General features: G+C 68.2%; 14 protein-coding genes. 9 read left to right on the top strand and 5 right to left on the bottom strand.

Going from position 1 to position 21,391, the window contains the following annotated elements; genetic code table 11:
- The first annotated feature begins 210 nt into the window (after window positions 1-210).
- The 5 genes from ACIO3O_RS04850 (at window position 211) to ACIO3O_RS04870 (ending at window position 10,718) form a co-directional block, all read left to right on the top strand.
- Window positions 211-1,170, top strand: coding sequence for a hypothetical protein (locus ACIO3O_RS04850; RefSeq protein WP_401742001.1), 960 nt, complete (start codon window positions 211-213; stop codon window positions 1,168-1,170).
- A gap of 337 nt (window positions 1,171-1,507) precedes the next feature.
- Window positions 1,508-2,038 carry a 50S ribosomal protein L10 gene (rplJ, locus tag ACIO3O_RS04855; protein WP_189821122.1) on the top strand — a complete coding sequence of 177 codons (531 nt, stop codon included), beginning with the start codon at window positions 1,508-1,510 and terminating at the stop codon, window positions 2,036-2,038.
- A 111-nt stretch (window positions 2,039-2,149) separates the two neighbouring features.
- Window positions 2,150-2,533, top strand: a complete 384-nt coding sequence (gene rplL, locus ACIO3O_RS04860) for a 50S ribosomal protein L7/L12 (protein ID WP_401742004.1) — start codon at window positions 2,150-2,152, stop codon at window positions 2,531-2,533.
- Window positions 2,534-3,201: 668 nt separating this feature from the next.
- On the top strand, window positions 3,202-6,687 hold the full coding sequence (gene rpoB, locus ACIO3O_RS04865; RefSeq protein WP_401742006.1) for a DNA-directed RNA polymerase subunit beta: 3,486 nt from the start codon (window positions 3,202-3,204) through the stop codon (window positions 6,685-6,687).
- Between the two features lie 131 nt (window positions 6,688-6,818).
- On the top strand, window positions 6,819-10,718 hold the full coding sequence (locus ACIO3O_RS04870; protein WP_401742009.1) for a DNA-directed RNA polymerase subunit beta': 3,900 nt from the start codon (window positions 6,819-6,821) through the stop codon (window positions 10,716-10,718).
- A 63-nt stretch (window positions 10,719-10,781) separates the two neighbouring features.
- On the opposite strand, the gene ACIO3O_RS04875 is transcribed toward ACIO3O_RS04870, so the two are convergent.
- From ACIO3O_RS04875 to ACIO3O_RS04895, 5 genes are all read right to left on the bottom strand, one after another.
- On the bottom strand, window positions 10,782-12,254 hold the full coding sequence (locus tag ACIO3O_RS04875; RefSeq protein ID WP_401742010.1) for a M48 family metalloprotease: 1,473 nt from the start codon (window positions 12,252-12,254) through the stop codon (window positions 10,782-10,784).
- 65 nt (window positions 12,255-12,319) lie between these two features.
- Complete coding sequence (locus ACIO3O_RS04880) at window positions 12,320-13,414, bottom strand: hypothetical protein (protein ID WP_401742013.1); 1,095 nt, start codon at window positions 13,412-13,414, stop codon at window positions 12,320-12,322.
- Window positions 13,414-15,696, bottom strand: coding sequence for a hypothetical protein (locus ACIO3O_RS04885; protein WP_401742015.1), 2,283 nt, complete (start codon window positions 15,694-15,696; stop codon window positions 13,414-13,416). The genes ACIO3O_RS04880 and ACIO3O_RS04885 overlap by 1 nt, the downstream gene beginning before the upstream one ends.
- Window positions 15,693-16,517: a hypothetical protein gene (locus ACIO3O_RS04890; protein WP_401742018.1), complete on the bottom strand. Its 825-nt coding sequence runs from the start codon at window positions 16,515-16,517 to the stop codon at window positions 15,693-15,695. Before ACIO3O_RS04890 ends, ACIO3O_RS04885 begins: the two co-directional genes overlap by 4 nt.
- Window positions 16,518-16,605: 88 nt before the next feature.
- Window positions 16,606-17,316 (bottom strand): Crp/Fnr family transcriptional regulator, encoded by a 711-nt coding sequence (locus ACIO3O_RS04895; protein ID WP_401742020.1) that lies wholly within the window; start codon window positions 17,314-17,316, stop codon window positions 16,606-16,608.
- Window positions 17,317-17,547: 231 nt separating this feature from the next.
- Here ACIO3O_RS04895 and ACIO3O_RS04900 point away from each other — a divergent pair, with 231 nt between their 5' ends.
- The 4 genes from ACIO3O_RS04900 (at window position 17,548) to fusA (ending at window position 21,225) form a co-directional block, all read left to right on the top strand.
- Entirely contained in the window at window positions 17,548-17,931 is a 384-nt protein-coding gene (locus ACIO3O_RS04900) for a hypothetical protein (RefSeq protein WP_401742021.1), read from the top strand.
- A 281-nt stretch (window positions 17,932-18,212) separates the two neighbouring features.
- Window positions 18,213-18,584 (top strand): 30S ribosomal protein S12, encoded by a 372-nt coding sequence (gene rpsL, locus ACIO3O_RS04905; protein WP_003948652.1) that lies wholly within the window; start codon window positions 18,213-18,215, stop codon window positions 18,582-18,584.
- Window positions 18,585-18,586: 2 nt separating this feature from the next.
- Window positions 18,587-19,057, top strand: a complete 471-nt coding sequence (gene rpsG / locus ACIO3O_RS04910) for a 30S ribosomal protein S7 (RefSeq protein WP_189821113.1) — start codon at window positions 18,587-18,589, stop codon at window positions 19,055-19,057.
- A 38-nt stretch (window positions 19,058-19,095) separates the two neighbouring features.
- Window positions 19,096-21,225: an elongation factor G gene (gene fusA / locus ACIO3O_RS04915; RefSeq protein ID WP_401742023.1), complete on the top strand. Its 2,130-nt coding sequence runs from the start codon at window positions 19,096-19,098 to the stop codon at window positions 21,223-21,225.
- Window positions 21,226-21,391: the final 166 nt, after the last annotated feature.

The raw sequence follows: 21,391 nt of genomic DNA on the forward strand, positions 1-21,391 counted from the left end.
TTTTCGCGTACGAAGCCGCCCCCACGCCTCCTTGCGAGGCGCGGGGGCGGCTTTGTCGTACCTGCCGTCCCTCCCGCCCTGCGCGAGCCCCACTGCCGGTGTCCGGAAACGTTCGGGCCCCCTTCCGGGCCGGGATATGTGATCGCCCGGTGTCAGTGGGGTGGGTTACCGTCGCGGCAATCACAGAAGACGCACAAGGGGCGGGTACGGATGAACGCAGTGGGTTGGAAGCGGGCAGGCATATCGGCGGTCGCGCTGGCGGCGGTGGTCGGTCTCGCGGGCTGTCAGGGCGACGGCGGCAAGGACGGCCAGGGCGGCAAGAAGGCCGCGGGGGACGCGGCGCCCCAGAAGCAGGACCGCGCGGGGGCGGCCCGGACGCTGAAGGCCGCGTACAAGAAGACCGCCGAGGCCAAGTCGGCCAAGGTGAAGATGACGATGAGCATGCCCGCCTCCGTACAGGGCGGCGGCACGGTCGAGATGACCGGCACGCTCGGCTGGGACCCGACCGTCCTGGACATGACGATGAAGCCCACCGGCGCCCTGAAGCCGAAGGCCGGGGACAAGGGGCCCGACCAGATCCGCATGATCATGCGTGACAACGTCATGTACATGGATCTCGGTGCCGAGGCCGCCGCCTCGATGGACGGCAAGCGCTGGATGAAGATGGACCTGAGCGCCGCGGCCAAGGACGGCGGCGCCGGGGCCGGAGCGCTCACCGGCGGCATGGACAACGCCAACCAGGACCCCTCGCGGCAGATCGGCATGCTCCTGGAGTCGCCGAACCTCCAGCACATCGGCGCCGAGAACGTCGGGGGCGTCGCGACCCAGCACTACAAGGGCACCCTCACGGTCGCGGAGATGCTCAAGACCAACAAGGACGCCGACCGCCAGCTCACCGGCAAGCAGCGCGAGGAACTGCTCGCCAACATGAACAAGGCGGGCATCAAGGGCTACGACACCGACGTCTGGGTCGACGACAAGGGCTACCCGGCCAAGATGGTCGTCGGGATGGACTCGGCCAAGGGCCGCGTGGACATCTCCATGACGTACTCGGACTACGGCACCAAGGCCTCCGTCGAGACGCCGCCGGCCGACCAGACGCTCGACTTCATGAAGAAGCTGAAGGAAGAGATGAGCAAGGGCGGCAGCGGAGCCTCCGCAGGCCTCTGAGCTGCCTGAAGGGCCGCCCGGGACGGGATCCGGGCGGCCCCGGGATCACCTGGGGACGGCGGCGGAACCATGTCCGTACGACCCGATTTGCCTGACGCTCGCCCCGTCGCGTACTCTTCCGAGGAAGCCAAAGACCGCTGGTCGTTGCTGCGTGCTCGTTCGAGGGCGTGGTGGCCGAAGGATCCGCTAGAGACACGCGGACGACCTGCGCAGGTGTTCGTGGAAAGTTCCCGGTTCATTCTGGTTGAGCTCAGCCCCGTGCGCTTGCGCCGGGGCGTTTTCGTTTTTACAGCCCCTTCTGAGCGGTCCTCATCACCCGGAAGGAGGCCGACGCTCTATGCCGACGCCCGACAAGGCTGCCGCGGTAGCCGAGCTCGCGGACCAGTTCCGCAGCTCGAACGCCGCCGTGCTGACCGAGTACCGGGGTCTCACCGTGGCGCAGCTCAAGACGCTGCGTCGTTCCCTCGGTGAGAACGCCCAGTACGCCGTGGTGAAGAACACGCTGACCAAGATCGCGGCCAACGAGGCCGGGATCACTTCGCTGGACGACCAGTTCACTGGTCCGACGGCGGTTGCCTTCATCACCGGTGACCCGGTGGAGTCGGCGAAGGGTCTTCGTGACTTCGCCAAGGAGAACCCGAACCTCATCATCAAGGGCGGTGTCCTTGACGGTAAGGCGCTGTCCGCCGATGAGATCAAGAAGCTCGCGGACCTCGAGTCCCGCGAGGTTCTGCTCGCCAAGCTGGCGGGTGCCATGAAGGGCAAGCAGACTCAGGCTGCGCAGCTCTTCCAGGCGCTCCCGTCGAAGTTCGTCCGCACTGCGGAAGCGCTTCGCGTCAAGCTCGAAGAGCAGGGCGGTGCCGAGTAACTCGGCTCGCGCAATGGTCGTAGCCCGCTAGGGAGACGACCGCAGCGGGCCGACTGTACGCCCGCCGACATTTACATCCGGCACCTGCCGAATTAGTGGAAGGACGCCATCATGGCGAAGCTGTCTCAGGAAGACCTGCTCGAGCAGTTCGAGGGCATGACCCTCATCGAGCTCTCCGAGTTCGTGAAGGCCTTCGAGGAGAAGTTCGACGTCACCGCCGCCGCGGCCGTCGCCGTTGCGGGCCCGGCCCAGGGTGGCCCGGCTGCCGAGGCCGCCGAGGAGCAGGACGAGTTCGACGTCATCCTCACGGGTGCCGGCGACAAGAAGATCCAGGTCATCAAGGTCGTGCGTGAGCTCACCTCGCTGGGTCTGAAGGAGGCCAAGGACCTCGTCGACGGCGCTCCGAAGCCGGTCCTCGAGAAGGTCGCCAAGGACGCCGCTGAGAAGGCCGCCGAGGCCCTCAAGGGCGCCGGTGCGGCCGTTGAGGTCAAGTGACCTCCTGAGTCTCTGACTCTTTTGGCCGGAAAACGCTCTCGGGCGTAACGCTGGCACAGCCAAAGGCGATCACCCAATGGGGTGGTCGCCTTTCGGCGTTTCCACGGCGGCTGTGCGCATCGCCCCGTGACGAGTAGGGTGATCTTCGTCGTGCGCCCCGCAGACGCGCTGTGCGCCCGTTGTACGCCCTTGGGGCGGTCCGGGCAGGTGACCGAGGCTCTGAGGGGGCGGGGGGCCTTGACGAACGGCACGCAGCGCGCAATTCTCAGGACGCGTCGTCACATCGATCCGACTCCGAGGCATGGATCGGCGACGCGGAGGGCAGTAATGAGGTGCGTTCGCAGGGCGCGAGGGCTCGCCCGAGGCGTAGGACGACAGCAGGACGCACGGCAAGACGCACAGCAGGCGCAACGTAATTCGTGGCAGTGGCGTTGAGAAGAACAAAGAGGCCGATGAGGGTCCCCAAAAACCCGCTCTGGACATCAGTGGGCCAAGTGGCTACACTGACCCTTTGCGCTGCCTGTTAGCTGCCTCCTGCCCGTCACCAGGGGCATGCCCACTGTTTGGCCACCGAGGAATGAACCGCCCTGATCTGGGCTTTTCTGTCTCTGTGTCCATGTGGGACCGGTACGCGCGTAGTGAGTCCGAGCCCTCGGAAGGACCCCCTCTTGGCCGCCTCGCGCAACGCCTCGACCTCCAATACGAACAACGGCGCAAGCACCGCCCCGCTGCGCATCTCCTTTGCAAAGATCAAGGAGCCCCTCGAGGTTCCGAACCTCCTCGCGCTGCAGACCGAGAGCTTTGACTGGCTGCTCGGCAACGCCGCGTGGAAGGGTCGCGTCGAGGCCGCTCTCGAGAGTGGACAGGACGTCCCCACGAAGTCCGGTCTGGAGGAGATCTTCGAAGAGATCTCGCCGATCGAGGACTTCTCCGGGTCGATGTCGCTGACGTTCCGCGACCACCGCTTCGAGCCGCCGAAGAACTCGATCGACGAGTGCAAGGAGCGCGACTTCACGTTCGCCGCCCCGCTCTTCGTCACCGCCGAGTTCACCAACAACGAGACCGGCGAGATCAAGTCCCAGACGGTCTTCATGGGCGACTTCCCGCTCATGACCAACAAGGGCACCTTCGTCATCAACGGCACCGAGCGTGTCGTGGTGTCCCAGCTGGTCCGCTCGCCGGGTGTCTACTTCGACTCCTCCATCGACAAGACGTCCGACAAGGACATCTTCTCCGCCAAGATCATCCCGTCCCGGGGTGCCTGGCTGGAGATGGAGATCGACAAGCGCGACATGGTCGGTGTCCGCATCGACCGCAAGCGCAAGCAGTCCGTCACCGTTCTCCTCAAGGCCCTCGGTTGGACGACCGAGCAGATCCTGGAGGAGTTCGGCGAGTACGAGTCCATGCGCGCCACCCTGGAGAAGGACCACACCCAGGGCCAGGACGACGCGCTGCTCGACATCTACCGCAAGCTGCGTCCGGGCGAGCCGCCGACCCGTGAGGCCGCTCAGACGCTGCTCGAGAACCTCTACTTCAACCCGAAGCGCTACGACCTCGCGAAGGTCGGCCGCTACAAGGTGAACAAGAAGCTCGGCGCCGACGAGCCGCTGAACGCCGGTGTGCTCACGACCGACGACATCATCGCCACCATCAAGTACCTGGTGAAGCTCCACGCGGGCGAGACCGAGACGGTCGGCGAGTCGGGCCGGAACATCGTCGTCGAGACCGACGACATCGACCACTTCGGCAACCGTCGTCTGCGCAACGTCGGCGAGCTCATCCAGAACCAGGTCCGCACGGGTCTGGCTCGTATGGAGCGCGTCGTCCGCGAGCGGATGACGACCCAGGACGTCGAGGCGATCACGCCGCAGACCCTGATCAACATCCGCCCCGTGGTGGCGTCGATCAAGGAGTTCTTCGGCACCTCGCAGCTGTCGCAGTTCATGGACCAGAACAACCCGCTGTCGGGTCTGACGCACAAGCGTCGTCTCTCGGCACTGGGTCCCGGTGGTCTGTCCCGTGAGCGGGCAGGCTTCGAGGTCCGTGACGTGCACCCGTCCCACTACGGCCGCATGTGCCCGATCGAGACGCCTGAAGGCCCCAACATCGGTCTGATCGGTTCGCTGGCTTCGTACGGCCGCGTCAACGCCTTCGGCTTTGTCGAGACCCCGTACCGCCGCGTGACCGAGGGTGTCGTCACCGACGAGGTCGACTACCTGACGGCCGACGAGGAAGACCGCTTCGTGATCGCCCAGGCGAACGCGATCCTCGGCGAGGACATGCGCTTCACCGAGTCGCGCGTCCTGGTCCGCCGTCGTGGCGGAGAGATCGACTACATCCCGGGCGACGACGTCGACTACATGGACGTCTCGCCGCGCCAGATGGTGTCGGTCGCGACCGCGATGATCCCCTTCCTGGAGCACGACGACGCCAACCGCGCGCTCATGGGCGCGAACATGATGCGTCAGGCCGTGCCCCTGATCACGTCCGAGGCGCCGCTCGTCGGCACCGGCATGGAGTACCGCTGTGCGGTCGACGCCGGTGACGTCATCAAGGCGGAGAAGGCGGGTGTGGTCCAGGAGGTCTCCGCGGACTACGTCACCGTCGCCAACGACGACGGCACGTACACCACGTACCGGATCGCCAAGTTCTCCCGCTCGAACCAGGGCACCTCGGTCAACCAGAAGGTTGTCGTCAACGAGGGCGCACGGGTCATCGAGGGTCAGGTCCTCGCCGACGGTCCCGCCACCCAGCAGGGTGAGATGGCGCTCGGCAAGAACCTCCTCGTCGCCTTCATGCCGTGGGAGGGTCACAACTACGAGGACGCGATCATCCTGTCGCAGCGCCTCGTGCAGGACGACGTCCTCTCCTCGATCCACATCGAGGAGCACGAGGTCGACGCCCGTGACACCAAGCTCGGCCCGGAGGAGATCACCCGGGACATCCCGAACGTCTCCGAAGAGGTCCTCGCCGACCTCGACGAGCGCGGCATCATCCGTATCGGTGCCGAGGTCGTCGCCGGCGACATCCTCGTCGGCAAGGTCACGCCCAAGGGTGAGACCGAGCTGACGCCGGAGGAGCGCCTGCTCCGCGCGATCTTCGGTGAGAAGGCGCGCGAGGTGCGCGACACCTCGCTGAAGGTGCCGCACGGTGAGATCGGCAAGGTCATCGGCGTCCGCGTCTTCGACCGCGAAGAGGGCGACGAGCTTCCCCCGGGCGTGAACCAGCTGGTCCGCGTCTACGTGGCCCAGAAGCGCAAGATCACCGACGGTGACAAGCTCGCCGGCCGTCACGGCAACAAGGGTGTTATCTCCAAGATCCTGCCGATCGAGGACATGCCGTTCCTGGAGGACGGCACCCCGGTCGACATCATCCTGAACCCCCTGGGTGTGCCGTCCCGAATGAACCCGGGACAGGTCCTGGAGATCCACCTCGGCTGGCTCGCCAGCCGCGGCTGGGACGTCTCCGGTCTCGGTGACGAGTGGGCTCAGCGCCTGCAGGTCATCGGCGCCGACCGCGTCGAGCCCGGCACCAACGTCGCCACCCCGGTGTTCGACGGCGCCCGCGAGGACGAGATCACCGGTCTCTTCGAGGCCACGATCCCCAACCGCGACGGCGACCGCCTGGTGCAGCCCTCCGGCAAGGCGCAGCTGTACGACGGCCGCTCCGGCGAGCCGTTCCCGGACCCGATCTCGGTCGGGTACATGTACATCCTCAAGCTGCACCACCTGGTCGACGACAAGCTCCACGCCCGTTCGACCGGCCCGTACTCGATGATCACGCAGCAGCCGCTGGGTGGTAAGGCGCAGTTCGGTGGTCAGCGCTTCGGTGAGATGGAGGTGTGGGCGCTGGAGGCTTATGGCGCCGCGTACGCCCTCCAGGAGCTCCTGACGATCAAGTCCGACGACGTGACCGGCCGCGTGAAGGTCTACGAGGCCATCGTCAAGGGCGAGAACATCCCGGAGCCCGGCATTCCCGAGTCCTTCAAGGTGCTCATCAAGGAAATGCAGTCGCTCTGCCTCAACGTGGAGGTGCTGTCCTCGGACGGCATGTCCATCGAGATGCGTGACACGGACGAGGACGTCTTCCGCGCAGCGGAGGAACTCGGTATCGACCTGTCCCGGCGCGAGCCGAGCAGCGTCGAAGAGGTCTGACGGGCCGGCCGGGGGTCTTCCGTAAGACGAAGACCCCCGGCCCTCCCCGGACCCGTTCAGACCATTTGAAGTGCCCATTTATCTCGCGTAACGCGAGGGGCTCGAACCCCCGAAAGAGGGATTGACGACAAGTGCTCGACGTCAACTTCTTCGACGAGCTGCGGATTGGCCTCGCCACCGCGGACGACATCCGGACCTGGTCCCACGGCGAAGTGAAGAAGCCGGAGACCATCAACTACCGCACGCTCAAGCCCGAAAAGGATGGACTCTTCTGCGAGAAGATCTTCGGTCCGACCCGGGACTGGGAGTGCTACTGCGGCAAGTACAAGCGTGTCCGCTTCAAGGGCATCATCTGTGAGCGCTGCGGCGTCGAGGTCACTCGCGCCAAGGTGCGTCGTGAGCGGATGGGCCACATTGAGCTGGCCGCCCCGGTCACGCACATCTGGTACTTCAAGGGCGTTCCCTCGCGCCTGGGCTACCTGCTCGACCTCGCGCCGAAGGACCTCGAAAAGGTCATCTACTTCGCCGCGTACATGATCACCTTCGTGGACGAGGAGCGCCGGACGCGCGACCTGCCCTCGCTGGAGGCGCACGTCTCCGTCGAGCGTCAGCAGGTCGAGAACCGTCGTGACTCCGACCTGGAGGCCCGCGCCAAGAAGCTCGAGACGGACCTCGCCGAGCTGGAGGCCGAGGGCGCCAAGGCCGACGTGCGCCGCAAGGTGCGCGAAGGTGCCGAGCGCGAGATGAAGCAGCTCCGTGACCGCGCCCAGCGCGAGATCGACCGCCTCGACGAGGTGTGGAACCGCTTCAAGAACCTCAAGGTCCAGGACCTGGAGGGCGACGAGCTCCTCTACCGCGAGCTGCGTGACCGCTTCGGCACGTACTTCGACGGTTCCATGGGTGCGGCTGCTCTGCAGAAGCGCCTGGAGTCCTTCGACCTCGAGGAGGAGGCCGAGCGCCTCCGCGAGATCATCCGTACCGGCAAGGGCCAGAAGAAGACCCGTGCGCTCAAGCGCCTCAAGGTCGTCTCCGCGTTCCTGCAGACCAGCAACAGCCCCAAGGGCATGGTTCTGGACTGCGTCCCGGTCATCCCGCCGGACCTGCGTCCGATGGTGCAGCTGGACGGTGGCCGCTTCGCGACCTCCGACCTGAACGACCTGTACCGCCGCGTGATCAACCGCAACAACCGCCTCAAGCGACTCCTTGACCTCGGCGCCCCCGAGATCATCGTGAACAACGAGAAGCGCATGCTTCAGGAGGCCGTCGACGCGCTCTTCGACAACGGCCGTCGTGGTCGCCCGGTCACGGGCCCCGGCAACCGTCCGCTGAAGTCGCTGTCCGACATGCTCAAGGGCAAGCAGGGTCGATTCCGTCAGAACCTTCTCGGCAAGCGTGTGGACTACTCCGCGCGTTCCGTGATCGTCGTCGGCCCGCAGCTCAAGCTGCACCAGTGCGGTCTGCCGAAGGCCATGGCGCTGGAGCTCTTCAAGCCGTTCGTGATGAAGCGCCTGGTGGACCTCAACCACGCGCAGAACATCAAGTCGGCCAAGCGCATGGTCGAGCGCGGCCGCACCGTCGTCTACGACGTCCTCGAAGAGGTCATCGCAGAGCACCCGGTGCTGCTGAACCGTGCACCCACCCTGCACCGCCTCGGCATCCAGGCCTTCGAGCCCCAGCTGGTCGAGGGCAAGGCCATCCAGATCCACCCGCTCGTCTGCACCGCGTTCAACGCGGACTTCGACGGTGACCAGATGGCCGTCCACCTGCCGCTCTCCGCGGAGGCGCAGGCCGAGGCCCGCATCCTGATGCTGTCCTCGAACAACATCCTGAAGCCGGCCGACGGTCGTCCCGTCACCATGCCGACCCAGGACATGGTGCTGGGCCTGTTCTTCCTCACCACGGACGAGGAAGAGCGCAAGGTCATCGGCGAGGGCCGGTCCTTCGGCTCCACCGCCGAGGCGATCATGGCGTTCGACGCCCGCGAGCTCTCGCTCCAGGCGAAGGTCGACATCCGCTTCCCGATCGGCACCGTCCCGCCGCGTGGCTGGACCCCGCCGGTGGCGGAGGAGGGCGAGCCCGAGTGGCAGACCGGTGACTCCTTCCGTCTCCGTACGACCCTGGGCCGTGCGCTCTTCAACGAGCTGCTGCCCGAGGACTACCCGTTCGTCGACTACTCGGTGGGCAAGAAGCAGCTCTCCGAGATCGTCAACGACCTGGCGGAGCGCTACCCCAAGGTCATCGTGGCGGCGACGCTCGACAACCTGAAGGCGGCCGGCTTCCACTGGGCGACCCGTTCGGGCGTCACCGTGGCCATCTCCGACGTCGTCGTGCCCGAGGCCAAGAAGGCCATCGTCAAGGGCTACGAGGAGCAGGACGAGAAGGTCCAGAAGCAGTACGAGCGCGGTCTGATCACCAAGGAAGAGCGCACTCAGGAGCTCATCGCGATCTGGACCAAGGCGACCAACGAGGTTGCCGAGGCGATGAACGCGAACTTCCCCAAGACGAACCCCATCTTCATGATGGTTGACTCGGGTGCCCGAGGAAACATGATGCAGATGCGTCAGATCGCCGGTATGCGTGGTCTGGTGTCGAACGCAAAGAACGAGACGATCCCGCGGCCGATTAAGGCGTCGTTCCGCGAGGGCCTCTCCGTCCTTGAGTACTTCATCTCCACGCACGGTGCCCGTAAGGGTCTCGCCGACACCGCGCTGCGTACCGCCGACTCGGGTTACCTGACCCGTCGTCTGGTGGACGTCTCGCAGGACGTGATCATCCGCGAGGAGGACTGTGGCACCGACCGCGGCCTCAAGCTGAAGATCGCGGAGAAGGGTGCCGACGGCATCCTCCGCAAGACCGACGACGTCGAGACCAGCGTCTACGCCCGCATGCTGGCGGAAGACGTCGTGATCGACGGCAAGGTCATCGCGCCTGCCAACGTCGACCTCGGTGACGTGCTCATCGACCAGCTGGTCATGCACGGCGTCGAGGAGGTCAAGACCCGCTCGGTCCTGACCTGCGAGTCCGCGGTCGGCACCTGTGCCTTCTGCTACGGCCGCTCGCTGGCCACCGGCAAGCTCGTCGACATCGGTGAGGCGGTCGGCATCATCGCCGCCCAGTCCATCGGTGAGCCGGGTACGCAGCTCACCATGCGTACCTTCCACACCGGTGGTGTGGCCGGTGACGACATCACCCAGGGTCTGCCCCGTGTCGTCGAGCTCTTCGAGGCTCGTACGCCCAAGGGTGTCGCCCCGATCTCGGAGGCCAAGGGCCGCATCCGGATCGAGGAGACCGAGAAGACCAAGAAGATCGTCGTCACCCCGGACGACGGCAGCGAGGAGACGGCGTTCCCGATCTCCAAGCGCGCCCGTCTGCTGGTCGGCGAGGGCGACCCGGTCGAGGTGGGCCAGAAGCTCACCGTCGGTGCGACCAACCCGCACGACGTGCTCCGGATCCTCGGTCAGCGCGCGGTCCAGGTCCACCTGGTCGGCGAAGTCCAGAAGGTCTACAACAGCCAGGGCGTGTCGATCCACGACAAGCACATCGAGATCATCATCCGGCAGATGCTCCGCCGCGTGACGATCATCGAGTCCGGCGACGCGGAACTGCTGCCGGGCGAGCTCGTCGAGCGCTCGAAGTTCGAGACCGAGAACCGTCGTGTGGTCACGGAAGGCGGCCACCCGGCCTCCGGCCGTCCGCAGCTGATGGGTATCACCAAGGCCTCGCTGGCGACGGAGTCGTGGCTGTCCGCGGCTTCCTTCCAGGAGACGACCAGGGTCCTGACGGACGCGGCGATCAACGCCAAGTCCGACTCCCTGATCGGCCTCAAGGAGAACGTCATCATCGGTAAGCTCATCCCGGCCGGTACGGGTCTGTCCCGCTACCGCAACATCCGGGTCGAGCCGACCGAAGAGGCCAAGGCCGCGATGTACTCGGCCGTCGGCTACGACGACATCGACTACTCGCCGTTCGGCACGGGCTCCGGCCAGGCCGTTCCGCTGGAGGACTACGACTACGGTCCGTACAACCAGTAAGAGCGTGTAGCAGTACGTACGAAGGGCGGTCACCCCGAGAGGGGTGGCCGCCCTTCGGCGTTTTCAGGGAGCGGTCAGGTGCGCGCGCAGTCGGTGCAGGCGGTCGCTGGTGTGCGGGTGCTCGGCCAGCAGCCGGGTGACCAGGGGCGCGCGCTCCACAGGGCGCTCGCGTTCGTCTCCCAGTGCCGCTTCGAGTACGTCGGCGAGCGGGTGCCCGTATCCGAGGCGGGCGGCGTACCGGTCGGCACGGAACTCGGCCCGGCGGGCGGCGGCTCCGATCAGGAACGGGGCCGCGAGCATGGCGAGCGGGAGGCCGTACGTCGCCGTGGTGAAGAACCAGGCGAACAGGGCCAGGACGACCAGGGCGACGGCCGCTGCGGTGGCGGGGCGGGAGCGGCTGCGGTACCGGTCGTCGGAGCGGTCGCGCCGGTCCGACCGGTGACGTCGCCCGCGCAGGCGGTCGTACCGCTCGTACGTGTCGTACTCCAGGTCATCGTCGTACCGCCAGGACCTGGCGCTGTGCCACAGCGGGACAAGCAGCAGCCGCAGCAAGTCCCAGAGCTTGCGGGCGGGCAGCCCGTACCAGCGGCCCAGCAGGTAGGCCCAGGTGTGGCCCTCCTGCTGGTGGCTCAGTTCGTGCGCGAGCACGGCGGCCAGCTGGCGGGGTTCGAGCACGTCCAGCGCCCGACGGGTGACGGCGACGACATGACCCCCGGCGGCCAGGGCGTTGAGCTCCTCGCTCTCCTCCACCCAGAGCCCGTACCTGTCGCCGTCGACACCGGCGAGGGCGGTGACCTCCCGCCAGGCCGGGTCGAGTTTGTCCCGGTCGTACAGGGACGGGCGACGCAGCCGCAGCAGATATCGGCACAGCAGGTCCTCGGTGGGCCGGTGGAAGACCAGGGCGCCGGTCGACAGCCAGGCCAGGAGCGGCAGCCAGCCGAGCGGGCCCAGGAACAGGAACGACACCTTGCCGATCAGCAGCGCCGAGCACAGGGCCCAGGGGAGGTGCAGCAGGAGCTGCCCCAGAGCGGTGGCGTCCAGCCGTCGGCGGCGGGTGGTGAGGCGCAGACGCTGCTGGTGCGGGTCGTCGTGGAACGCGGCGGGAACGGGACGGTCGGGAGCGGCTGCGGGCTCGTCGAGGCGGGGAAGGGGGGCGTCCGGGGGGACCAGGTGGGTCTCGCTCAGGGACAGCGAGGTGAATTCCCACTGCTGGAAGCCCTCCGGGGGCTCGGGGTAGGGCAGCTCCTCGGGCGGTTCGACGGGCCGCGCGGGCTTCGGGGGCCTGGCGGGGGAGGGACGGGTGCGGCGGCGTCCGGGGGCCGGGCGCTCCCGTTTCGTACGGCCGTCACGCGGAGCCGGGGTGCGTCGGGCCGCACGCCGCTCGGCCGGTGTGCCGCGGTCCTTGCCCGCCGGACGCGAGGCCGGCTGCGGGACGGTGTCCCTGACCTTGGCGAGATCGGGCAGGTCCCGCGAGGCCGGGGGCTGCGTGCGTTTGTCGGCGTCGGGAGGGGGCTCGGGCGGTGGTGTCCTGTTCATGGGTGGACTCCTGGCGGGGAGTGTGCGCGGGTGGGGTGCGAGCGGCGGGCGGCAGCGGGAGGGCGTCAGTCGCGGTACGCGTCCGGGCCGTCCGGCTGAGGGCGGTCGTCCGGGAAGAAGTCGTCGTTGCGGTACGGAGCCTCGGCGGACTCCGTGCCGGTCCGGTCCGCGGAGCCTTCGGTGACGTCCAGCGCGGGCAGCGGGACGAGGCCGGGCGGCAGGGACTGCGCGAAGACGCCCTCGACGAACCGGAGCAGCAACTGCTTCGGGGCCTCCAGCTCGTACGCCTCCAGCTTGTCGCTGGTCAGGAGCTCCCTGACGACGTCGTACTGGCTCCTGATCAATTCGATCTGCTGCTCCGACAGGCTGTCGAAGGCGAGTTGGGTGTCATCGGGGTGCTCGGCGAGGTGCAGTGCCCAGGCGGTGACCTCGCCCCGGTTCAGGTACTGCTGGTAGTAGGCGACCTTTTCGTCCAGGTACGTGCGCAGAGCCTTCTCCTGCTGCTCGTGGAGCTCCGCGAGTTCGTTCGCGTCGTGCTGGTCGCGGCGGGCCGTCGCGTGGGCCCGGGTCTGGGCGTCCACCGACAGCCACAGGTCGCACCGGACCCGCAGCCCCTGCTCGGCCCCGAACGGACCGGCCTTCTCCAGAGCGGTCCGTGCCGAGGCCTCGGCCTCCTCGGCGTGCCGTACGCCGTGGGCGGCGGTGGCCGGGTGCACTGCCCGGCGCAGTGCGCCCATCAGCAGGGCCGGGACGTTCCGTTCCCCGGAGACGACGTACGCCTGCGGGTCGCGCACCTGCCACTCGAAGTCGGCGCGTGCGTCGAAGGAGAAGGAACGGTCGTCGCTGGGGAGTTTCAGGTCCTTGCTGAACCGCTGCACGCCCATGTCCACTTCGTACATCGCCGTGAACCTGCCGCTCGCGATGTCCGACCTGCTCGGCCGGTACGGCGGGAGGTACGTGCGGTACAGGTTTGCGGTGGTGGTGAGGACCAGGGCGTGGTCGGCCCCGGCGGGCAGCCGCCGGGCGGCGTACTCGTACCGGCCGAGGCTGCGGACGCTCAGCACCGCGTCGTTCAACCGGTCCTGCCGGCCCTGGAGGCGGCGGGGGAGGGGGCCGGGCGGCTCCAACGGGTCGGACTGGTCGAAGGTGGTGGTGGTCATCAGCTGCTCCTTCCGTGGCGCAGGGGGGCGGGTACGGAGGTGGGCGGGGCACGGAACCCGGGCGTCCGACGGAGCCGGTCGGCCACCGGGGGAGGCGGGCCGCCGTCCTCGCCGGGCATGGTCCGCAGCAGGTGGTCGATCCGGTGCCCACCCAGGGGCGTGCGGGTCAGCGCGGGCAGCAGGGAGGCGAGGGCCGTCTCGGCGGCGGGGCTCCGGTCGGCCTCGTACACCCACTGGTGGAGGGCGTCCAGGGCGCGTCGGCCGTGTGCGCGGTCGTCCAGCACGCCGTTCCAGAGCGCGGCCATGTCGGGGAGCACGGCTGGTCCGTCGGGTGCGGGCGACGTCGTCCGCCACTGGGCGTACGTGTCGGTGTACCAGTCGAGGACGCTTGCCTCCGCCTCGGCGGCACCCAGTTCGTCGCAGGCCTTCAGGAACGCGTCGAGCGCCAGCTTCCGTACGGCCGGTTCCTTGGCGTCGAGCAGCACGGCCAGTTCGCGCACCATCGCGGCGGTGTCGCCGGAGGAGGTCAGCAGCAGCGCCGCCGAAGCAGCCAAGTGCTTCTGTTCCTGCTCCCCGCAATGCTCCTGCCGGGCCCGCCTGACCAGTGCGGTGAGCGCATCGGGGCCCAGCTCCGGGCGGAGCCCGGCGAGCAGTGCCCAGGCCCGGATGCCGGTCCAGCGCAGTCCGTCGCTGCGGGTGTCCGCGCACCACTGGTTCATGATGTGCCGTACGGCCGCCACCCCCAACAGCTCGCTCAGGACGAGGGTGTTGGCGGCCACGAGCCGGTCCCCGTACGCGGCGGAGCCGGCCCACGGCTCGATCAGCAGCGCCATCGCCGACGACAGGTCCGCGTGGGCGAGTGCGGCGGTCGCCGCCGCGGCCCGGGTGCGGACCAGGGGCCGCTCGTCCTCGGCGAGACGCTGGATCCAGTCGGTGAGCGCGGGCCGGGTGGAGGGCTGGCGCACCCAGGCCTCGGTGAGCAGGGCGGGTGCGGTCAGCGGGTTCTCGTACCGCGCCATCGTCTGGGGCACCGGCCCCCATGCGGTGGACTCCTCGCCCTCGTAGGCCTGCGCCCTCACCTGCCGCAGCCGGTCGGTGGGGGACGGGCCGAAGACCGGCAGGTCGGGCGGTTCGTCAGGCTCCGCGATCCTCTTCAGCCCCACGAAGAGCGGATCGGCGAGCTCGGCCGCCAGCGGATAGGGAGCCCGGTCGAACACGGCCAGCGACAGCAGGAACCCCTTCTCGCGCAGAGGGAGTTCGGTGTCGCCGAACCAGGTGCGGATCTGCTTCTCCACGGTGGACCGGCCGAAGGCGGCGAGCGCCGACCGGGACACTTCGGCCCGGTGGTAACGCACCAGCAGGTCCGCGAACGCCTCGGCCTCGCCGATCCGGTGCCCGCCGTCCAGGAACTCAGCGGCCTCCTCGTCCACCGACAGCCGCCCCGCGGCCTCCTCGCCGACCAGCGGCCTCAGCTGTGCGCGCAGCGCCTCGGCGGCGGACGGCGGCTCCCAGGCCGTCGGCTTCACGTCGACGAGGCTGGCGGCCGGGCCCGTCGTGATGACGAGGTGGCCACCGTGCGCCTTCAACTCCTCCTGGAGGGAGAGAAGTTGTACATGGGTGAAGGGTCGGGTCCGGCTGGTCGGGAGGTCGCACACCAGGTGGCCGGCCCCTTCGGTGAGCCGTCCGAGCAGTGCCGCCGGGGAGGCACCGGAGTCCAGGGCCCGGACGGACGAGTGGCCCAGCCGGTGCAGCAGTACGGTCGCGGCGGCCTTCCTGCCGGAGGAGTGCGGGCCCGACAGCACGAGCACCTTCTCCTCGCGGAGCCGCTTCAGCGCGGCCGCGAAGACGGGGCCCTCCGCGAACGCGCCGGCCATCCGGTCCAGGGCTTCGGGCGGGATGGTGCCGGAGGCGTACACGGGACCCGTCGGGGCGCTGTGGTGATGGACGACGTCGCCCATGTGGACCTTGCCGTGGAAGGCGCCTCCGGCGATGCCGTGCTGGTCGCCCCGGACACGGGAGCCGCCGAAGGTGGGGCCGGTGCCCGCGATGAACTCGGGCAGATGGTCGACGAGTTCACGGCGGGCGGCGCGGGCGTCCTGCGCCTCGGCGGGCTCGGCCGGGGACTGCTGCTCCTGGCCGTCCTGCCGGTCCTGCTCGCCCTTGCTCTCGCGCGGATCGTCCGGGCGTACGGAGTCCTTCCCTCGGCCCTGACCGCCCCTGGGGCGAGCGCCCCGGGCCCGGTCGGGGGTGGCCGCCGGCTCGGGTGCTCCTTGTGGGCTCACCGTGGGCCGTCCCGGTATATGCCGCCGAAGTTGATCGGGGCGTGGAAGGTGCCGCCCGCGATGCCGGTCTGGTTGCCCTTGATCTTGCTGCCTTGGTAGGTCGGGGCGGCGGGGGCGTCTTCACCGGGGACTCCGGGGGAGGCCTCTTCGGTCCCTTCTGCGGAACGTTCCTGAGCGGGCGGCGGGGCCGGGCTCTCGTGGCCACCGGCCGGAGCCGTCCCGTACAGCCAGGCCTCCATCGCCCCGTTCTTCCCGTCCAGCACCACCGGATGGAACCTCTCCGCCGGGATGCCGGGATGGTTGTGCCGCACGATGCCCCGGTGGACCGGGTCCGAGACGCACAGGGCGAAGTCGTCCGCGCTGCGCTTGAGGGCGTCCCGCAGGAGCTGGGCGTCGAGCAGGCGGCAGGCGAAGTTGAGGTCGGCGCCCACCCAGCCGTTCTCGTCGATCGCCACGTAGCCGGTGGCGAGGACCGCGCGCAGCCGGATCTGGGCGCTGGTGGAGGCCTTGCGGTTGGTGGCCCGGAGCTGGATCGGGGTCTCGCTGAGCAGGGCGCGGAGCAGGGGGATGAGGGAGGCGTTCGCGTCGATGAGCTCCATCACGGAGTCGCCGCGGTCGGCGCGCAGGCGGCGGGTGGCGTCGATGCCCGCGGCGAGCAGGGTGCGGTCGGCGATCTCGTACAACATCCGCCGCAGGTAGGCCTGTTCGACGTCGTCGCGGTCGCTGTAGCGCTCGATGTCGAGGAGCAGGATGGTCCGGCTGACCGGGTCCTGGGGACGGATGGCCGCGGACTTCTTCGGGGTCGTGCCCTTGGGTGTCATGCACGGCAGAGTGGCCCGGCGGGGCGGGCCGCCGTGAGGGCGGATGACGCACTCGAAGTGTGACCGTGTGCACTGAGGAGGGGCGGAATCAGCCCCCGTGGCCGATCCGGCGCAGTATGTCGGGCCGCAGGATGACGAGCGTACGGCGGCCGGTGAGCACCACCTCGCGCTCGCGCAGGTCCTTGAGGAGGCGCTGGACCATCTCCCGCGAGGCCCCGATCGCGCCGGCCAGCTCCTGCTTGCTCAGCGGGACGCACAGCTCGATGCCGAGCTCGGTGCGGCTGCCGTGGGTGCGGGCGAGTTCCAGGAGGAGCACGGCGAAGCGTTCCCGTACGGTCAGCGCCGCGTTCTCCAGGCGGCGCTGGTCGCCCTTGTGCATGCGGTCGGTGGTGAGGTCGAGCAGCCGCATGGCGGCCCGGGGTGCCTCGGCGAGGAAGGCGGTGAACCGCTCCCGGTCGACGGACACCGCGTCGACGGCCTCCAGGGCGGTCACCGTGGCGGTACGGGGCCGACCGCTGAGGGCGGCCGCCTCGCCGACGATGTCGCCGGGGCCACGCAGGGCGAGCAGCGCCTCGTACCCGTTGACCGCGGCGGCCGTCACCTTCGTCCAGCCGCGCAGGAGCAGGAGGATGTACGTGGAGGGCTCGTCCTGGCGGAGCACCGTGCTGCGCGGGGCGTACCGCAGCGGCCGGCCCAGGGCCAGCAGCGCGTGGCGGTCCTCGGGTTCCAGGCGGGCCAGGAACGGGACCCGGTCGCCGAGCCCCTCGTCGTCGCTTGGTGTGCCTGAGCTCGGGCCCATTTCCGTCGCTCCCCGTGTTCGACTTCCGACCGACCGTGTTCATGACATCGGCCAAGCTACTGGAAGCGGTCCGGGGGAGGTGGGGGAACGTGCGGGGTGGGGGAAGGGAACTCGGGTGTGGGCGCGGCCTGTTGGGGTGCCCGTGCGCTCCCCGCGACCCGCCCCCGTACCGGATCTTCGTGACAGGATGCGGCGGGGCGCCGGGCGGGGCGCGGGAATGGTGGGGGAGTCATGGTTCTGGCGCTGTTCGGGCTGTTCGTGATCTGGCTGGGGACGCGAGCGGCCTCCCGCGACCGGGGGCTGAGGAACCGCGGGGTCCCTGTGGAGGCGGTGTGCCTGGAGCGCGTCCATGACGGGCGGGGGTACGACCAGCGGCCGAAGCGCGTGCTGTGCTCGCACGTGGACGAGACCGGCGTGGAGCGCCGGTGGATGGTGAACGCACACCCGGACTTCCCGGAGGTGGGGGACCGCGTGGCCCTCGTCTACGACGCCCGGCACTCGGGTGTGGTGGAACGGCTGGAGGCCATGCCGAATCGCTTCCTCACCTTCTCCACGGTGCTGTACGCCGTCGGCGCGCTGTTCGTCGGAGGTGGCGCCCTGATGATCTGGGGCTGAGTGCGGGGGCGGCCCGCCGGAGGGTGCGCTTCCGGGGGTGGACAGCATTTGTTTTGACCCAGGTCGATGAGGTAGGTACGCTCAGACCTTGTGCCTGGGGTGTGCCTGGGCTCCTGTGCGTGTCTACAGCCGCAGAGTGAGCCTGTCTTTACGGGGCCCCCGTGATTCGCGTCGTTCTCCGCTTCCGGCGGAGTGTGCCGGGTCCGACACACCCGACCGCGTGGGTCGGGGATGTTCCAGGTTAGTTTCACAGTGATCGGCACACAGAAACCGGAGAAGTAGTGCCTACGATCCAGCAGCTGGTCCGGAAGGGCCGGCAGGACAAGGTCGAGAAGAACAAGACGCCCGCGCTTGAGGGTTCGCCCCAGCGCCGCGGCGTCTGCACGCGTGTGTTCACGACCACCCCGAAGAAGCCGAACTCGGCGCTCCGTAAGGTCGCGCGTGTGCGCCTGACCTCGGGCATCGAGGTCACGGCCTACATCCCGGGTGAGGGCCACAACCTGCAGGAGCACTCGATCGTGCTCGTGCGTGGCGGTCGTGTGAAGGACCTGCCGGGTGTTCGCTACAAGATCATCCGCGGTTCCCTCGACACGCAGGGCGTCAAGAACCGTAAGCAGGCTCGCAGCCGCTACGGCGCCAAGAAGGAGAAGTAAGAATGCCTCGTAAGGGCCCCGCCCCGAAGCGCCCGGTCATCATTGACCCGGTTTACCAGTCTCCTCTTGTCACGTCGCTGATCAACAAGATCCTGCTCGACGGCAAGCGTTCCACCGCCGAGCGGATCGTGTACGGCGCCATGGAAGGCCTCCGCGAGAAGACCGGCGCTGACCCGGTCATCACGCTGAAGCGCGCGCTTGAGAACGTCAAGCCCTCGCTCGAGGTCAAGTCCCGCCGTGTCGGTGGCGCCACCTACCAGGTGCCGATCGAGGTCAAGCCCGGTCGCGCCGCCACCCTCTCGCTCCGCTGGATCGTGGGTTACTCCCGCGCCCGCCGCGAGAAGACGATGACCGAGCGCCTCATGAACGAGCTGCTCGACGCCTCGAACGGTCTTGGCGCTGCCGTCAAGAAGCGTGAGGACACCCACAAGATGGCCGAGTCCAACAAGGCCTTCGCGCACTACCGCTGGTAGTCGTTACCCACTTCGAGACCGAGAGAAGATTGAGCCTTATGGCCACCACTTCGCTTGACCTGGCCAAGGTCCGCAACATCGGGATCATGGCCCACATCGACGCGGGCAAGACGACCACCACCGAGCGCATCCTCTTCTACACCGGTGTGTCTTACAAGATCGGTGAAGTCCACGACGGCGCTGCCACGATGGACTGGATGGAGCAGGAGCAGGAGCGCGGCATCACGATCACGTCTGCCGCGACGACCTGCCACTGGCCGCTCAACGATGTCGATCACACGATCAACATCATCGACACCCCGGGTCACGTCGACTTCACCGTCGAGGTGGAGCGTTCGCTCCGCGTCCTCGACGGCGCTGTCACCGTGTTCGACGGTGTCGCCGGTGTCGAGCCCCAGTCCGAGACTGTCTGGCGTCAGGCGGACCGCTACGGCGTGCCGCGCATCTGCTTCGTCAACAAGCTCGACCGTACGGGTGCCGAGTTCCACCGCTGCGTCGACATGATCGTCGACCGCCTCGGTGCGGTCCCGCTCGTCATGCAGCTCCCGATCGGCGCCGAGGCCGACTTCAAGGGCGTCGTCGACCTCGTGTCGATGAAGGCGCTCGTGTGGTCCGCCGAGGCCGCCAAGGGCGAGATGTACGACACGGTCGACATCCCGGACACGCACACCGAGGCTGCCGACGAGTGGCGCGGGAAGCTCCTGGAGACCGTCGCCGAGCACGACGAAGAGATGATGGAGCTGTACCTCGAGGGCCAGGAGCCCACCGAGGAGCAGCTGATGGCGGCCATCCGTCGCATCACCCTCGCGTCGAAGGGCGGCGCCGGTTCGGTGACCGTCAGCCCCGTGTTCTGCGGTACGGCGTTCAAGAACAAGGGCGTTCAGCCCCTGCTCGACGCCGTGGTGCGCTACCTCCCCTCCCCCCTGGACGTCGAGGCCATCGAAGGCCACGACGTGAAGGACCCGGAGACGGTCGTCAAGCGCAAGCCGTCGGACGACGAGCCCTTCTCGGGCCTCGCGTTCAAGATCATGAGCGACCCGCACCTGGGCAAGCTCACCTTCGTCCGGGTTTACTCGGGCCGCCTCGAGGCCGGCAGCTCCGTGCTGAACTCGGTCAAGGGCAAGAAGGAGCGCATCGGCAAGATCTACCGCATGCACGCGAACAAGCGTGAGGAGATCGCATCGGTGGGCGCCGGCGACATCATCGCCGTGATGGGTCTCAAGCAGACCACCACCGGTGAGACGCTGTGCGACGACAAGAACCCGGTCATCCTGGAGTCCATGGACTTCCCGGCGCCGGTCATTCAGGTCGCCATCGAGCCGAAGTCCAAGGGTGACCAGGAGAAGCTGGGTGTAGCCATCCAGCGTCTCTCGGAGGAGGACCCGTCCTTCCAGGTCCACTCGGACGAGGAGACCGGCCAGACCATCATCGGTGGTATGGGCGAGCTTCACCTCGAGGTGCTCGTCGACCGCATGAAGCGCGAGTTCCGCGTCGAGGCGAACGTCGGCAAGCCCCAGGTCGCGTACCGCGAGACGATCCGCAAGACCGTCGAGCGCATCGACTACACGCACAAGAAGCAGACTGGTGGTACCGGCCAGTTCGCGAAGGTGCAGATCGCCCTTGAGCCCATCGAGGGTGGCGACGCGTCGTACGAGTTCGTCAACAAGGTCACCGGTGGCCGTATCCCCCGGGAGTACATCCCGTCGGTGGACGCGGGCGCCCAGGAAGCCATGCAGTTCGGCATCCTGGCCGGTTACGAGATGGTCGGCGTCCGCGTCACCCTTCTCGACGGTGGTTACCACGAGGTCGACTCCTCGGAGCTCGCCTTCAAGATCGCCGGTTCGCAGGCCTTCAAGGAGGGTGCCCGCAAGGCCTCTCCCGTGCTCCTTGAGCCGATGATGGCCGTCGAGGTCACCACGCCCGAGGACTACATGGGCGATGTGATCGGCGACCTGAACTCCCGCCGTGGCCAGATCCAGGCCATGGAGGAGCGCAGCGGCGCTCGCGTCGTGAAGGGCCTCGTGCCCCTCTCGGAGATGTTCGGCTACGTCGGAGACCTCCGCAGCAAGACCTCGGGTCGCGCAAGCTACTCGATGCAGTTCGACTCCTACGCCGAGGTTCCGCGGAACGTCGCCGAGGAGATCATCGCGAAGGCCAAGGGCGAGTAACTCTTCGAGTCACTCACCGGGCGGCCATCCGCGAGGTTGGCCGCCTGCCGCGAGGACGGGTTCTCACCCGTCCGAGCACACGCTTTAGGCTTATCACCGGAGCCACTGGGGCATTCAGCGCAATCCGTGCCGAATGCCCCGGGCGCCGGCATCCCAGCAAAGATCA

Source organism: Streptomyces sp. NPDC087440, from assembly GCF_044744005.1.
In the GTDB taxonomy this organism is placed as follows: Bacteria; Actinomycetota; Actinomycetes; order Streptomycetales; family Streptomycetaceae; genus Streptomyces.

Coding starts and splice junctions, on each gene's coding strand:
- ACIO3O_RS04850 (WP_401742001.1), top strand. CDS start 211: ATGAACGCAGTGGGTTGGAAGCGGGCAGGCATATCGGCGGTCGCGCTG.
- rplJ (WP_189821122.1), top strand. CDS start 1,508: ATGCCGACGCCCGACAAGGCTGCCGCGGTAGCCGAGCTCGCGGACCAG.
- rplL (WP_401742004.1), top strand. CDS start 2,150: ATGGCGAAGCTGTCTCAGGAAGACCTGCTCGAGCAGTTCGAGGGCATG.
- ACIO3O_RS04875 (WP_401742010.1), bottom strand. CDS start 12,254: ATGAACAGGACACCACCGCCCGAGCCCCCTCCCGACGCCGACAAACGC.
- ACIO3O_RS04880 (WP_401742013.1), bottom strand. CDS start 13,414: ATGACCACCACCACCTTCGACCAGTCCGACCCGTTGGAGCCGCCCGGC.
- ACIO3O_RS04890 (WP_401742018.1), bottom strand. CDS start 16,517: ATGACACCCAAGGGCACGACCCCGAAGAAGTCCGCGGCCATCCGTCCC.
- ACIO3O_RS04895 (WP_401742020.1), bottom strand. CDS start 17,316: ATGGGCCCGAGCTCAGGCACACCAAGCGACGACGAGGGGCTCGGCGAC.
- ACIO3O_RS04900 (WP_401742021.1), top strand. CDS start 17,548: ATGGTTCTGGCGCTGTTCGGGCTGTTCGTGATCTGGCTGGGGACGCGA.
- rpsG (WP_189821113.1), top strand. CDS start 18,587: ATGCCTCGTAAGGGCCCCGCCCCGAAGCGCCCGGTCATCATTGACCCG.
- fusA (WP_401742023.1), top strand. CDS start 19,096: ATGGCCACCACTTCGCTTGACCTGGCCAAGGTCCGCAACATCGGGATC.